The 13,925-nt window shown below is 46.9% G+C and carries 15 protein-coding genes; 9 read left to right on the top strand and 6 right to left on the bottom strand.

The genetic code is table 11. The features are described from left to right. Positions 1-400 precede the first annotated feature (400 nt). Complete coding sequence (locus tag I5M27_RS17905) at positions 401-913, top strand: hypothetical protein (RefSeq protein WP_200507763.1); 513 nt, start codon at positions 401-403, stop codon at positions 911-913. Between the two features lie 86 nt (positions 914-999). Here the strand turns inward: I5M27_RS17905 and I5M27_RS17900 are convergent, their stop codons facing one another. After that, entirely contained in the window at positions 1,000-1,371 is a 372-nt protein-coding gene (locus I5M27_RS17900; RefSeq protein ID WP_200507762.1) for a hypothetical protein, read from the bottom strand. Positions 1,372-1,533: 162 nt separating this feature from the next. Beyond that, a complete protein-coding gene (gene msrB, locus I5M27_RS17895; RefSeq protein ID WP_200507761.1) occupies positions 1,534-2,070 on the bottom strand; it encodes a peptide-methionine (R)-S-oxide reductase MsrB in 537 nt (178 codons plus the stop codon). Positions 2,071-2,492: 422 nt separating this feature from the next. Here msrB and I5M27_RS17890 point away from each other — a divergent pair, with 422 nt between their 5' ends. The 5 genes from I5M27_RS17890 to aspA all read left to right on the top strand — a co-directional run bounded on the left by I5M27_RS17890 (position 2,493) and on the right by aspA (position 9,047). Then, positions 2,493-4,010 carry a SulP family inorganic anion transporter gene (locus I5M27_RS17890; protein WP_200507760.1) on the top strand — a complete coding sequence of 506 codons (1,518 nt, stop codon included), beginning with the start codon at positions 2,493-2,495 and terminating at the stop codon, positions 4,008-4,010. A 182-nt stretch (positions 4,011-4,192) separates the two neighbouring features. Continuing rightward, a complete protein-coding gene (locus I5M27_RS17885; protein ID WP_200507759.1) occupies positions 4,193-4,570 on the top strand; it encodes an endonuclease domain-containing protein in 378 nt (125 codons plus the stop codon). Between the two features lie 263 nt (positions 4,571-4,833). After that, on the top strand, positions 4,834-6,645 hold the full coding sequence (typA, locus tag I5M27_RS17880; protein WP_200507758.1) for a translational GTPase TypA: 1,812 nt from the start codon (positions 4,834-4,836) through the stop codon (positions 6,643-6,645). A gap of 118 nt (positions 6,646-6,763) precedes the next feature. After that, positions 6,764-7,438, top strand: coding sequence for a porin family protein (locus I5M27_RS17875; protein ID WP_200507757.1), 675 nt, complete (start codon positions 6,764-6,766; stop codon positions 7,436-7,438). Between the two features lie 202 nt (positions 7,439-7,640). Next, positions 7,641-9,047: an aspartate ammonia-lyase gene (aspA, locus tag I5M27_RS17870; protein WP_200507756.1), complete on the top strand. Its 1,407-nt coding sequence runs from the start codon at positions 7,641-7,643 to the stop codon at positions 9,045-9,047. Between the two features lie 171 nt (positions 9,048-9,218). On the opposite strand, the gene I5M27_RS17865 is transcribed toward aspA, so the two are convergent. Further along, entirely contained in the window at positions 9,219-10,046 is an 828-nt protein-coding gene (locus I5M27_RS17865) for a DUF1206 domain-containing protein (RefSeq protein WP_200507755.1), read from the bottom strand. A 238-nt stretch (positions 10,047-10,284) separates the two neighbouring features. Between I5M27_RS17865 and I5M27_RS17860 the strand changes: the two genes are divergently transcribed. Next, complete coding sequence (locus I5M27_RS17860) at positions 10,285-10,455, top strand: hypothetical protein (protein WP_200507754.1); 171 nt, start codon at positions 10,285-10,287, stop codon at positions 10,453-10,455. 192 nt (positions 10,456-10,647) lie between these two features. Here the strand turns inward: I5M27_RS17860 and I5M27_RS17855 are convergent, their stop codons facing one another. From I5M27_RS17855 to I5M27_RS17845, 3 genes are all read right to left on the bottom strand, one after another. Then, positions 10,648-10,920, bottom strand: coding sequence for a sugar phosphate isomerase family (locus I5M27_RS17855; RefSeq protein ID WP_200507753.1), 273 nt, complete (start codon positions 10,918-10,920; stop codon positions 10,648-10,650). Positions 10,921-11,023: 103 nt separating this feature from the next. Then, positions 11,024-11,284: a hypothetical protein gene (locus I5M27_RS17850; RefSeq protein WP_200507752.1), complete on the bottom strand. Its 261-nt coding sequence runs from the start codon at positions 11,282-11,284 to the stop codon at positions 11,024-11,026. A 198-nt stretch (positions 11,285-11,482) separates the two neighbouring features. Continuing rightward, positions 11,483-12,151 (bottom strand): hypothetical protein, encoded by a 669-nt coding sequence (locus I5M27_RS17845; RefSeq protein WP_200507751.1) that lies wholly within the window; start codon positions 12,149-12,151, stop codon positions 11,483-11,485. Between the two features lie 194 nt (positions 12,152-12,345). Between I5M27_RS17845 and I5M27_RS17840 the strand changes: the two genes are divergently transcribed. Both I5M27_RS17840 and I5M27_RS17835 read left to right on the top strand, forming a co-directional pair. Then, positions 12,346-12,543, top strand: coding sequence for a hypothetical protein (locus I5M27_RS17840; RefSeq protein ID WP_200507750.1), 198 nt, complete (start codon positions 12,346-12,348; stop codon positions 12,541-12,543). 20 nt (positions 12,544-12,563) lie between these two features. After that, entirely contained in the window at positions 12,564-13,739 is a 1,176-nt protein-coding gene (locus I5M27_RS17835; RefSeq protein WP_234462594.1) for an MBL fold metallo-hydrolase, read from the top strand. Positions 13,740-13,925 lie beyond the last annotated feature (186 nt).

Raw genomic sequence — 13,925 nt, 5'->3', positions numbered from 1 at the left:
AACTTTTCAGCATTCTTAAAGCTTTGGCAAGGGAAACCGCGTGAAAAACGCTATGATTTCCGGGCAAAAAACTGCTTTTGGATTTCTGAAAAACGTGCAAAGATACACAAAAAGCAACCTGAATGAAGCTGCTAAAGGTTATACTTTTCAGGCCCGAAATCATAGCGTTTTCAGACTTTGGGCCTTACTTAAAGATGTACCAGCCGGTGTTTCAAACCAACCAGTAAAGATTTTCACGAATTGGGCTTAAATTAATTTACCTTTTCATTCGAAATCTCGTATATTACTTCATCTAAATATCTGAATATCTAAAATTTAACGGTTCATTCGTTAACACCTTATTCAGGCCCGGATTTCCGGCAAAGCTGCAAAACTTAAAATTTATTTATAACCGCTTACTATGAAAAAAGAAAATAAAAAGGGCGCCAAAAGCTCCGATAAAAAAACAGCAAAGAAGAAAACCGGCAAAAAATCGCTGGCCGCCGCTACCAAAAAACTGGAGCGCGATATGGATAAAAAGCTGAAAAAGGCTATTAAAGAACTGAAAAAAGACAGCAAAAAAACGCTGAAAAGCCTGATTAAAGATGCAAAACGCAAATTTAAAGAAGGCTCCGATTACGTGAACGAAGAAATGCTGGAACCGATCTCCGAGCAATTTGAAGAGCTGGCCGGCGAAACCAAACCAAAACGCGGCAGAAAAACCAGTACGGCCACAGCTGCCAAAACTACCGGTGGCACAACCCGGGGCCGGAAACCGGCCGCAGCTACTACGGCTGCCCGCACCCGCGCCACTTCTACGCGCAGCACTAAAACTACTACCAGCGCTACGGGCCGCGGACGTGGCCGCCGTCCGGCTGCTTCCTCCGAAAGCGTTCCTTCTTCTGCGAGCAACGAAACTACCGGAGTAGAATAAACCTCATTTTAGAGTAAACCAATAAAAAACCCGGCCTTTAATTTTTAAAGCCGGGTTTTTAGATTTAAAGCATTGCTGTTCAGGCTTTACCTGGCAATGGTATCGTTCCCCACATTGCGCATTTGCCGCGGGCGTTCTTCGGTTGGGGTATTAGAAGGAGCGTTGGGGTTACTGCCTTCTTCAATGTTTTTCTTGCGGTTTATTTCGCTCGCTTTTTCATTTAACTGCAATTGGTCGCCGGTGGGAATGGGGTTAGCATTTTGCCGGATGGTTCTTTCAGACCCTTGTTCGTAAATAATCTGGCGTTGCACATCGTTGGTAATTTCGGTGGGTGCAGCCGTTATTTCGGGCTCGCCCTGTTCTTTAACAGTAGAGCAAGCCAGCACAAAACAAAAACCCAGCGCCCCAACGGCCGGCAACTTCAATAATTTTTCGAACAATTTTCCTGCGGTTTCCATCTGCAACTATTTTCTCTGGCTTTACGCTCCTGTCCAGATTATTGTTGGTAGTTCCTGCGCCCGGGCTGTTGAAATTACTGCAGCACAAATGGTTTATTAAAATACTTATATTTCAAGGAATATTTAAACGAAATGAAACGCACTGTTTAAATGTTTTTTGTTTCATTTCTTCACAAAATCCAGCGCAGCCGAATTCATGCAATACCGCAGGCCGGTGGGTTTCGGACCGTCGTTAAAAACGTGCCCCAAATGCGCGCCGCAACGGGAACAAACCACTTCGTCGCGGGTCATGCCCATACTGTTGTCTTTTCCTATGGTTACGTTGTTGCCGATCTTATCGTAAAAGCTAGGCCAGCCGGTACCACTTTCAAATTTGGTTTCGGAACGGAAAAGGTCTAAACCACAGCCAATACATTTGTAAATGCCGGCTTGTTTGTTGGCGTTATACTTATTGCGAAAAGGCGTTTCGGTACCTTTGCGGCGGGTCACTTCAAATTGCTCCGGGCTTAACTGTTTCCGCCATTCCGCATCGGTTTTAATCACCGTATCGCGCCCGGTTTTTGAGCTTTTCGTGATCCTGATATCTTTATAACCCGGACTTTTTTGCCCGTTCTGCATAGCGTTTCGGGGCTCCTGCTTCTGGCCGCAGGCACTGAAGCTGAAAGGGAGCAGGAATAAAAAGAAGAAGAATTTTTTCATGGCTAATGTGATATTGGTATCTGGTAGTTGGATATTGGCTTCAAGAGAAAATTTAAACCGGCAACAGCATTGCTTCATTCCTGGTTGTTATTTTATTGAAAACAACCGGAAACTGTTTTTGGTTGAAAACCGGCTACTATCTTTTCCGGAAACAGAAGACCCGGGAAGCAACATAAAGCAAGCAGCCGTAGGCACTACTTTCTAAAACAAGCATTAATCCTTACTTTTGCAGCCACAAAAACCCAAACCAGTCGCATGGCTTCTGCTCCCCACTGATTTCCCTTGCTTTCTGGCTTTCATTTTGCACGGCATCCCGGCCGTTGCGTTTGCCTGCTTCAAAAATCCCTGAAAACTTATTCCGCAATAATTTAACCCGGCGCCATTACTTTTTGAGCGCCGTGGCATAGCATTTCTTTTTTATTATGAATTTCACTATACAAAGTTTTAAAAATATCAATTACAAAACCGAGATCCTGGCCGGGCTAACCGTAGCCATGACCATGATGCCGGAATCGCTGTCTTTTGCCATTTTAGGCGGATTTCCACCATTGGTTGGCTTATACGCTGCTTTCATTATGGGTTTGATTACGGCGATTTTCGGTGGAAGACCGGGCTTGATCTCGGGTGGCGCAGGCGCAACGGTGATCGTTTTAATTGCCTTAATGCAAAGCCACGGCATAGAATACGTGTTTGCGGCGGTGGCTTTGGCGGGCGTACTGCAAATTCTGGTGGGCGTATTTAAGTTAGGGAAATTTATCAGACTGGTGCCGCAGCCGGTTATGTTTGGCTTTGTAAATGGCCTGGCCGTAATTATTTTCATGAGCCAGCTGGAGCAATTCAAAACGGTGGTAAATGGCGAAACGGTTTGGCTTGCCGGTCCGGCACTTTATACCATGCTGGGCCTGGTAGCGCTAACCATTACCATTATCGTTTTCCTCCCGAAGATCACCAAAGCCGTTCCGCCTTCCCTGGTAGCCATCATCGTAATTTTTGCGTTGGTAATGGGCTTGGGCATCGATACAAAAACGGTAAAAGATATTGCCTCGGTGAGCGGCGGTTTCCCTCCTTTCCATATTCCGCAAGTGCCTCTTACGTTTGAAATGCTGCAGATCATTTTCCCTTATGCGTTAATTATGGCTGGCGTGGGTTTAACCGAAAGTTTGCTCACGCTGAACCTGGTAGACGAAATAGTGGGCAACCGGGGTAATAGCAATAAAGAATGCGTGGCGCAGGGCAGCGCTAACATTCTGAACGGTTTTTTCTTTGGCATGGGCGGCTGCGCCATGATCGCGCAAACGCTGGTAAATTTAAGTGCCGGCGCAAGAGCAAGACTTTCCGGAGTAGTAGCAGCGCTTGCTATTTTAGCCATCATCCTGGTGGGTGCGCCGGTTATCGAGAATGTACCGATGGCAGCTTTGGTTGGTGTTATGATCATGGTAGCGATCAGCACCTTCGAATGGATCAGTTTCCGGATCATAAACAAAATGCCGAAACACGATATTTTTGTGGGAATCCTGGTAGCTGTAATTACGATCTGGCTGCATAATTTAGCGTTGGCGGTTCTGATCGGTGTAATTATTTCGGCTTTGGTTTTTGCCTGGGAAAGCGCCAAACGCATCCGCGCCCGAAAATTCGTAGATTCCAGCGGTGCGAAACACTACGAAATTTACGGTCCGCTTTTCTTTGGTTCTGTTACCGCTTTCACCGAAAAATTCGACGTAGCAGGTGACCCGAAAGAAGTCATCATCGATTTTAAAGAAAGCCGCGTGGCGGATATGAGCGGCATAGATGCGTTGAACAAACTAACGGAACGCTACCTGAAAGCCGGCAAAAAGTTACTCCTGAAACACCTGAGCCCCGACTGCCGCACCCTTCTAAAAAATGCCGATGCCGTGATCGAAGTAAATATCCTGGAAGACCCGCACTATGTAGTGGTTTGACCCCGCCCCAGCCCTCCCCTAATTCAGGGGAGGGAATTTTTTCTTTTTCAGCTTCGCTGAAAACACCATTATATTTTACAGCATCAATACGCATTCCCGATCAAAGTCATCCCCTGAATTAGGGGAGGGCTGGGGCGGAACTCCCATTTATACCAAAGCGTTGCAGCCGAAAATTTGCAACAATGGTTAAATACGAAATTCATAACCTGCCTCATCCCAAAACTAACCGGCAGGAACTTCGCAAAAATCAAACTTCCGCCGAAGAAACGCTTTGGCAATACTTGCGCCATGAACAACTGCCGGGCAGAAAATTTCGCAGGCAGCACAGCATCGAGAACTTTATTGTAGATTTCTATTGCGCTTCGGAAATGCTAATAATTGCATTAGACGGCGTTCATCACGCTGAAACCGAAGCGGTTGAAAACGACAAAGAAAGAGATACCCGCCTGCATCAACTGAATTATAAAGTGCTGCGATTCCCGAATGAAGCAATTTTCATTTATCTGAATGCTGTTTTAAAAACAATTGCAGAAAATTTCCAAAAGCAGGAAGCCGCTTAAATTCTGAAGTGAGTTTTCGCAGGTAAAACCATACCGTTTTTCTTCAAAAATTCCCGATAAAACTCCCTTCCCTGATTTAGCGGAGGGCCGGGGTGGGGTTTGAACTCTTTTCCTCAACCCTTATGTTACTTCACAAAAGCGCCAAAACGCTATGCTTTTCAAACAAAAAAAATAAACACCAAACAGCAGTTTGTAAAGGTTAGAAAAATTGCTTATAAAACAAGTTTTTCTTCGTACCTTTGCGCCCTGATATAAAATTTTCAATGCAAAGTATCCGTAATATTGCCATTATTGCCCACGTTGACCACGGCAAAACGACCCTGGTTGACAAGATCATCCACGCCTCTAAGCTATTTGACGAGCACCAGCAGTTCGACGACTTAATTCTGGACAACAACGACCTGGAACGCGAACGCGGTATCACGATCGTTTCCAAAAACGTATCGGTACGCTACAAAGGTGTGAAGATCAACGTTATTGATACTCCTGGTCACGCCGACTTTGGCGGTGAAGTAGAGCGGGTATTGAAAATGGCTGATGGCGTATTGCTGTTGGTAGATGCCTTTGAAGGCGCCATGCCGCAGACCCGTTTCGTACTGGGTAAAGCAATCGACTTAGGTTTAAAGCCAATTGTGGTGGTAAACAAAGTAGATAAAGAAAACTGCCGCCCGGATGAAGTGCATGAGCAGGTTTTTGACCTGATGTTCAACTTAGGCGCTACCGAAGATCAGTTAGACTTCACCACGCTTTATGGTTCCTCGAAACAAGGTTGGATGAGCACCGACTGGAACAACAAAACCGAAGACATCACGCCGCTTTTAGATGCTATTATTGAAGTAATTCCGCAGGCGCCGTTCCGTGAAGGCACGCCGCAAATGCAGATCACTTCTCTTGACTATTCTTCTTTCGTTGGTCGTATCGCTATTGGTCGTGTGCACCGTGGTACCCTGAAAGAAGGCGCTAACATGACGCTGTGCAAGCGTGATGGCAGCATGAAAAAAGTAAAGATCAAAGAACTTAACGTATTCGAAGGTTTAGGCCGCGTGAAGGTAGAAGAAGTTTCTGCCGGCGAGATCTGCGCTGTAACCGGTATCGAAGGTTTTGACATTGGCGATACCCTTGCCGATTTCGAAAATCCGGAGCCGTTAGAGCGTATCTCGATCGACGAGCCGACCATGAACATGTTGTTCACGATCAATAACTCGCCGTTCTTCGGTAAGGAAGGTAAATTTGTTACTTCCCGCCACTTACGCGACCGTTTGTTCAAAGAAACGGAGAAAAACCTTGCTCTGCGCGTTGCTGAAACTGATAAAGAAGATACCTTCCTGGTTTATGGCCGTGGTATTCTTCACTTGTCTGTTCTTATCGAAACCATGCGTCGTGAAGGTTATGAGTTACAGGTTGGTCAGCCGCAGGTATTATTCAAAGAGATCGATGGCGTACGTCACGAACCAATTGAGCACCTTGTGGTAGACGTTCCGGATGATGTTGCTGGTAAAGTAATTGAACTGGTAACCATGCGTAAAGGTGAATTAACCATTATGGAGCCGAAAGGCGACTTACAGCATTTGGAATTCAACATTCCGGCGCGTGGTCTGATCGGTCTGCGTAATAACGTTTTAACGGCAACTGCCGGTGAAGCCATCATGAACCACCGCTTCCTGAGCTACGAGCCGTTCAAAGGTCCGATCCCGGGTCGTATTAACGGTTCCCTGATCGCGATGGAAACTGGTCCCGGTACTGCTTATTCTATTGACAAACTGCAGGATCGTGGTGTTTTCTTCGTAGAGCCAGGTGAAGATGTTTACATGGGTCAGGTAATTGGCGAGCACTCGCGCGGCAACGACTTAACAGTAAACATTCAGAAAGGCAAGCAGCTGACCAACATGCGCGCTTCCGGTTCTGACAACAACGTGAAGATCGTTCCCAAAAAACAATTCTCTCTGGAAGAAGCCATGGAATACATCCAGAAAGATGAATACCTGGAAGTAACGCCAAAATCAATCCGGATGCGGAAGATCTGGTTAGACGAAAACGACCGCAAACGCTACGAGAAAAAAGTAGAAGCATTATAATATCTGCCGTGAAAACGGTATGGTTTTAAAGAGAAAAAGTCCCGGCATTCGTCGGGGCTTTTTTTTTGTTATGCTTGTAATAATGCTTTAACATTGCATTCTAACATTCCGCATATAAATGAAAAAAAAATTACGCTTTATCTTAACCCTTTTATTGCTCAGCTTAGCCTTCCAGACTTCCGCCCAATCACACAAATATACCCTTGGTCTGGAACTTGGCGGTAACCGCAGCTGCTCTTACGGCAATGATTTGCTCAGAAACAATGCGGCAGCCATTACCCGAACCTCCGGCGGGGTTAGTTTTCAGTTGAATTTAAATAGCGTTTTTGCCATAAAAACAGGCTTGGCATATGAACAAAAAGGTTTTACGACACCTTTCTGGTTCGGTTCTTATGAAAATATTGGCACCCTTAAATTCCTGCATACTTACCTTACCGTCCCAGTGCTGGTACGAGCCACTTTCGGCAATAAATTCCGGTATTTTGTAAATACAGGTCCTTATATTGGTTTTGCCCTGACCCATAAATATTCATTCGAAGAACCCGGAAAAGCAGATTTAGAAAACGACATAAACAAGGAATATAAACCTCTTGACTATGGTTTTTCTCTTGGCGCTGGAATAAGCTATCCGCTAAACCCAAGGATTGATCTAAGCCTGGAGGCGCGGAATAATTTAGGTTTAAAAAATATTGCCAATGGAATAAATCCCTTTAAACCGAGCGAAGGTTTTGTATATAAAACAAATTCACAAACCCTGCTTTTTGGTCTTTCTTATAAAATCGGCGAGCTTTAAGCTATATAAAATCGCTACATCTGGAATTTACTCTGGCAAAAACGCTATGGTTTCAGGCCTAAAAACTCCCGATGCAGGCCGGGAGTTTTTTTATGCTGCTTCCGGAAAGGTTTCTGAAATATTAGCTGCATCCGGAGCGTTTATTCAACCCAAACCGCTATATTCAGGTTTAAGGATTCAAATTCCCCGCTAACATGAAGCTATGAAAAAACCCCGCATAGAACACGATTTTTTAGGCGAACGCACCATCCCCGAAAACGTCTATTATGGCATCCAGACCGAACGCGCCCTCGAAAACTTCCACATTACCGGTATTCCCATTAAAATAGAGCCGCTTTTTGTGCAGGCTTTAGGTTACGTAAAAAAGGCTGCTGCCATGGCTAACCGCGACTTAGGCGTGCTCGACCCGGAAATTGCCAGCTACATCATCGCCGCTTCCGACCGCGTAATTGCCGGCGAATTCGACAGCCAGTTTTTAACCGATATGATCCAGGGCGGCGCAGGCACTTCCGTAAACATGAACGCCAACGAAGTAATTGCCAACATTGCCCTCGAAATGATGGGCAAGGAAAAAGGCGAATACGAGTTCTGCCACCCTAATAACCACGTAAATTTTTCGCAGTCTACCAACGATGCCTACCCTACCGCTTTCCGGATCGCGCTCATAAACCGGCTTACCACCTACAGTCACGCGTTAGGCGCCCTGGCCGATGCCTTCGCGCACAAAGGCCAGGAGTTCAGAAATGTGCTGAAAATGGGCCGCACGCAGCTGCAGGACGCCGTACCGATGAGCATGGGCGACGAATTCAATGCGTTTGCTACCAACCTGCGGGAAGAATTGCTGCGCATTGAAGACAGCAAGAATCTGATTTCGGAAATAAACATGGGCGCTACCGCCATAGGTACCCGCGTAAATGCGCCTGCCGGCTACGCCGAACTGGTGACCAAATATCTCTGTGATATCACCGGCCTGAAACTAACCTTAGCCCACGACCTGATAGAGGCCACCTACGATACCGGCGTTTACGTGCAGCTTTCCGGGGTTTTAAAAAGAACGGCCGTAAAAGTCTCCAAGATATGCAACGATCTGCGGCTGCTTTCTTCCGGGCCGCGCACCGGGCTTTTCGAAATTAATCTTCCGCCCATGCAACCGGGTTCTTCTATTATGCCCGGCAAAGTAAACCCTGTAATTCCGGAAGTAGTGAACCAGACCGCATTTTACGTAATCGGCGCCGACCTTACCGTAACCATGGCCGCCGAAGCCGGACAACTGCAGCTGAACGTAATGGAACCGGTTATTTCTTTCGCTCTTTTTACTTCACTGGCCTATATGACCAACGCCTGCAACACGCTCCGCGAAAAATGCGTGCTCGGGATCACGGCCAACGCCCAGCATACCGAAGGGCTGGTACGCAACAGCATCGGTATTGTAACGCAGCTAAACCCGGTAATTGGTTACGAGCTGGCCGCCGAAGTTGCCAAAGAAGCGCTGGTTACCGGAAAATCGGTTTACGACATTACCGTGCACGAACGAAAAATAGTGAGCCAGGAAAAATGGGATGAGATCTTCACCTTCGAAAACCTGATCCGTCCGGTTTTCATCCGGTAGAAAACGCTATGCTTTCAGGGCAGAAAAGTCAGTTTGTGTATTCCGGCTGGCTTTTTTTATTTACTGATGAGCGTTACCACTGCAGCCAAAAATTAAAATGGCTTCGTAGTTTTGGGGGCTGAAAGCATAGCGTTTTGTACTTAAAAACGCTATGCTTTCAGCCTTGGAAACTCAGCTACTAATGGGCTGGTAACGCGCGCGCATAAACATGAAAACGCCGTAGCAAAGCAAGCCCAGCGCCACGGCACCCAGCAAATAAGAACCGTACGAAACTTCTTCCAGGAACTGAAATGCACTTCCGGTACCTCCGGCAGATTTAGGATTGGCGTGCAAAGCAGCATTAAAAAATAAATACCCGATCAGCAGCCACACCACGCCGCGCGCCATGTAACCAAATTTGCCCGCCCAGATCATCAGGCTTTCGTATTCGTTTTTTATGCCGGAACCGTGCACCTTTTTCTTGTAGTTATCGGAAAGGCCGTAATAGAACTGGTAAATGCCGATAACCGCCATTCCCAAAGCTACCGCGCCCAAAAGCCACTGCCCGAAAGGCTGCGATAATATTTCACCGGCCAATGTCTGACGGGAATCGGCGTTACCGGTAGGTTTGCCTAATACCATTTTAAGGGCAATAATAGCTAAGCCACCGTAGATCAAACCACTGAAAAGATAAGCGATCCGCTTGCCTATTCCTTTGGCATTTTTACCCTTATTCTCGCTGTCGCGCAGGGCCTGAATAAGGCGCCAGGCGGCGTAAAAAAGTAACCCGATGCCAATGATGGCCAGCATTACCTTACCCATAGGCTGCTCCAGCAAAAACTGGAAAACACCTTTTTTATCGGCGCTTTTTTCGGTGCTTCCGCGCAATTCGAACGCAGCCATAAAGGCGAGCATGCCTATAAGACAATACACAATTCCTTTAGCAGTGAGCCCAAGCCGGGCAAAACGCTCCACCCATTTGGGTGGCGGCCCGGGTACGTAATTGGCAATATCTTTCATGGAAATGAGGTTAATTTCCCTCTTACACGTAATTGCAGCAGCAGGGTTATTCGGAAAAAAGATATCGGTACCTGCCTGCAGCCCCGAAGCATACAAAGCATAAGACGCATTAAAAAGACTGGAAAAATTGTACCCACCCTGCTGCAAAACTAAATGTGAATGGGTAAAAAAAAACGAAACTTTGCAGAAAAAAAAGGACCGGAAATAAAATTATCGCTTGCCAGTAACACCCGAAAACATGCGTACCAACCTCAGAATGATGGCCTTGCGAAAAATCACTGAAATTGCATTCAGTCTTTTCATAACAGCGTTACAGCACAAGAAAGCGGGAACCAGCCTGCTGATTTTTGTACTTACCGGGAATTTTATTTCACATTCGGGCAAGCAAAAAACTATTGGAAACGAATAATTATTTTATTTTGCGTAACAATTTGGAAATGAAATAGCGAAATTCTATATTTGCTACGTTTAAAAACATTTAAGCCTTGCGCTTAACGTAAAAGGGGTTATTTTCGCTCATAGGGTTTTTTAAAGGGTGAGATATTTGATTTTCTCTTAGCGAGTAACCTTTTTGAAAGTGCACCTCCCCGGTGCACTTTTTTTATTTCCCGGAAAATCGGAGCTGAATGTTTTCAGTATATGGTTCCAGGGGCGGCGCAGCTTCGAAGACACGTACCAGCCCTACACTTTTCAGATCGTAATAATACCAGAGTTCGGCATAAAAGATTTCGGTTGCGCCCGGGCCGCTTTTAACCAGGTAGAGGTCTATTTTGCACCAGCCTTTTATCCGGAAATGAATGTATTGGCCGTGTTCCAGCACGTAGGCTGCTTTTTCTGCCGACGACAACGCACGAAATTCCAACAGTTTCAGCATAAGAAAAGATACGGTTTTGCCGTAAAAACGTAGAAAATAAAAGGACTACCGCCGGCAGCCCTTTTATTTTTCAGGATCGTAAAGATCCGTTTTTTCACAACAATTAATTCAGGAATACCGAGAACATCTCGAAACGGTTGGACGCAAAGCTCCAGTGCGAATCGGAGGGATGGATTTCGGTGCCATTTTTATCTAAGATCGTAAGGGCGTAACCTTCAGAAATGTTAAGCGGTTCGGAAATGTGTTTTACGGCATACACCCGGCCTTGCTCGATCCAGGCCTCTGGCTCGAATGCCGGCGGCGTATCGTCGATGCACCAGGCATACATGGCCTGGTATTTTGGGGGAACAATTAAATTTACCATACTCTAAAAAACTCCTTTATGCCCCGATTAATTCCCGGCATGCTTAAAAAAACCATTTTCTACTAAACGCAGTTTTTGCACCGAAAAGTATACCGTTTGGCAAAGCATCAGCAAATTTCTTCCGGAAAAGCATGCAAAAGCAATTTATTTTACAGCTTTATTGCATTGCAAACTACCAGAAATCGCGAATAAACAAGCTTAAATATCCGGCGAAGGCGGGCAATATTTGCTTTGCAGCTGCCGGTAAAGCTCGCCGGCAAACAATTTCACTTTAATGTAATAGATCGGCGCGTTCAGATGGTTGGTTTCGAGGTGCGCCTGGCCCAGCATTTGCCGGTAACCAAGCCCGGCGCCAATTCCGGCCCAGCTCCAGACCTTGTAATGCCCTGCCACGGAAGGCTCCAGCAGGTAAAGCGGATCGGTTTGCGCGCGCAGTAATTTCCCGGAGGCGGAATAATGTTCGTTTTTAAGCTTGCCCAACCCCGCCTGCACCGGCAGACTTAGTTCCCATTTCGCGTTTTTAAGCAACACATATTCCCCGTAAACGGCGCCGTAATAAAATTTAACGCGGGCTTCGGTGGCCGATTGGTCGGCAGCGGAAACGGGAAATTTAGTAATGTGCGGATTCCGCATAAAATAATAGCCTACGCCGGTCCGGAATTTATTGTGCCACTCTATGCCGGTTTTCAGCCCGCTTACCCGAATGCGTTCGTTCTCGAACAAAGTATAGCGGGTATCGAAATTAAAAACGAAACGGGCTTTTTTCTGGGCCTGAATGGCTGCCGAATCTGGTAACGCGGCCGCCTGCAAAACCTGCCAGGCACTGCACCACATAACCAACCAAACCAATACCCACTGCTTTCCCATAATTCCAATTAACCGATTTTTAAGGCAATACTTTTCAGCCTCAAAACCATACCGTTTTTGCGGCTGCAAAATTACGGGAAATAAACCGGAAAAGCAGGTTAAAATTAATCTTGCCGAAAACAGCCAATTCACGCGCACTTTCGTACATAGTTTTTCCGCAGCAGGAGCTTTTTTTCACCATAAACCTGAAAACGATGCAACCCGAAGAAATTGACAAAAACAAAGAAAAGCCTGAAAAGCAGCCGCAAAATCAGGAAAACCTGGACATGCACAGCAGCAAAGATGCGCAGGAAAGCCAGGGCGGAAAAGGTGGCCGTTCCACCGATACCGATACCAATTCTATGCACGATAAAGGGAACGAGCACAGCATTGCCGGCCGCGAAGACAGTTAAAAACCAAAAAACAGCAAAATATGGAGCATTCTACCCGAACTTTAACCGTTGATAAAAAAGAGAATCTTTATGCTGTAGCCGATGGGGTTACGGGCATGAAGATCGTTTTCGTGAATGTATATTTTGTGCGCGGCTCCAGCGGGCCAGGCGGCAACTGGGTGCTGATAGATGCCGGCTTGTACGGCTCGGCGAACCGCATTAAAAAAGTAGCGGAGGCGCATTTTGGCAAAGATGCGCGCCCAAGCGCCATTCTGCTTACACACGGCCATTTCGACCACGTAGGCGCACTGAAAGAGCTGGCCTTGGAATGGAACGTGCCGATCTATGCCAATCACCTGGAAATTCCTTACCTGACCGGCCTTTCGAGCTATCCGCCACCAGACCCGAGCGTAGGCGGCGGTGCCATGGCGTATATGAGTTTTATGTACCCGAAGAAACCCATTAACGTGGGGGGCATGGTACAACCACTTCCGGCCGATGGCTCAGTGCCCGGCTTACCGGAATGGCGCTGGTTTCATACGCCCGGCCACAGCCCTGGTCACGTTTCCTTTTTCCGGGAAAGAGACCGCACCATGATCGTGGGAGATGCGGTGGTAACGCGCAAACCGGAATCGGCGCTGGCGGTGCTGACCGATGCGCCGGAAGTTTGCGGCCCGCCGGCTTATTTTACGCCCGATTGGCCAGCCGCTAAAAAATCGGTAGAAGAAATTACGGCTTTGCGCCCGGAGGTAATTGCTACCGGCCATGGCGTGCCGATGCGCGGCGAACGCATGCTGGACGAACTCGATGAACTGGCCAAGTACTTTGAGCAGATGGCGGTGCCAACGCACGGCCGCTACGTAAACCACCCCGCCATCATGAATGAGCAAGGCGTGGTTTCAGTACCGGATGCCGTTTCTACGCCCGCTACCAAAGCCCTGACAATTGCCGGGTTAATTACCGTAGCAGGTCTGGCAGCATTAGCCATTTCCCGCCGGAAAAAGAATCATAAAGCCAATGCTGCGGAAGGTCCGCTCGATACGCATATTTATTATGGCGATGAAATGAACCTTTCGGTTTACGGCGAAATTCCGGAAGTGGAAGACAACGAGCTGCGCCGCCGCAACGGTCCGAAACAACCCCGCAACAATTCTAAAGGCAATAAAGGGAAAGATGACTTTACCGGGCGCAATGCGCCGAGCAATAATTATCCGTGAAAGATCACCACCTGAGGACGGGTAGCTGGTTTTTAAGTTAAAAACGCTACCGTTTCCGGGGCTAAACCCTAAGAATAAAAAAGCCGCCTCGGGAAATTTTCCGGAGCGGCTTTTTAGTTTTAGGGCCGGAAAGCATAGCGTTTTATTCAGGAAATTATCTTTTGTTGCAACTGTTTTTTTTTGTTA

The sequence above is a fragment of the Adhaeribacter terrigena genome, assembly GCF_016623615.1.
GTDB lineage: Bacteria > Bacteroidota > Bacteroidia > Cytophagales > Hymenobacteraceae > Adhaeribacter_A > Adhaeribacter_A terrigena.
Note: the sequence above shows the minus strand (reverse complement) of the source record. Positions and strands in the feature narration are given on the sequence as shown.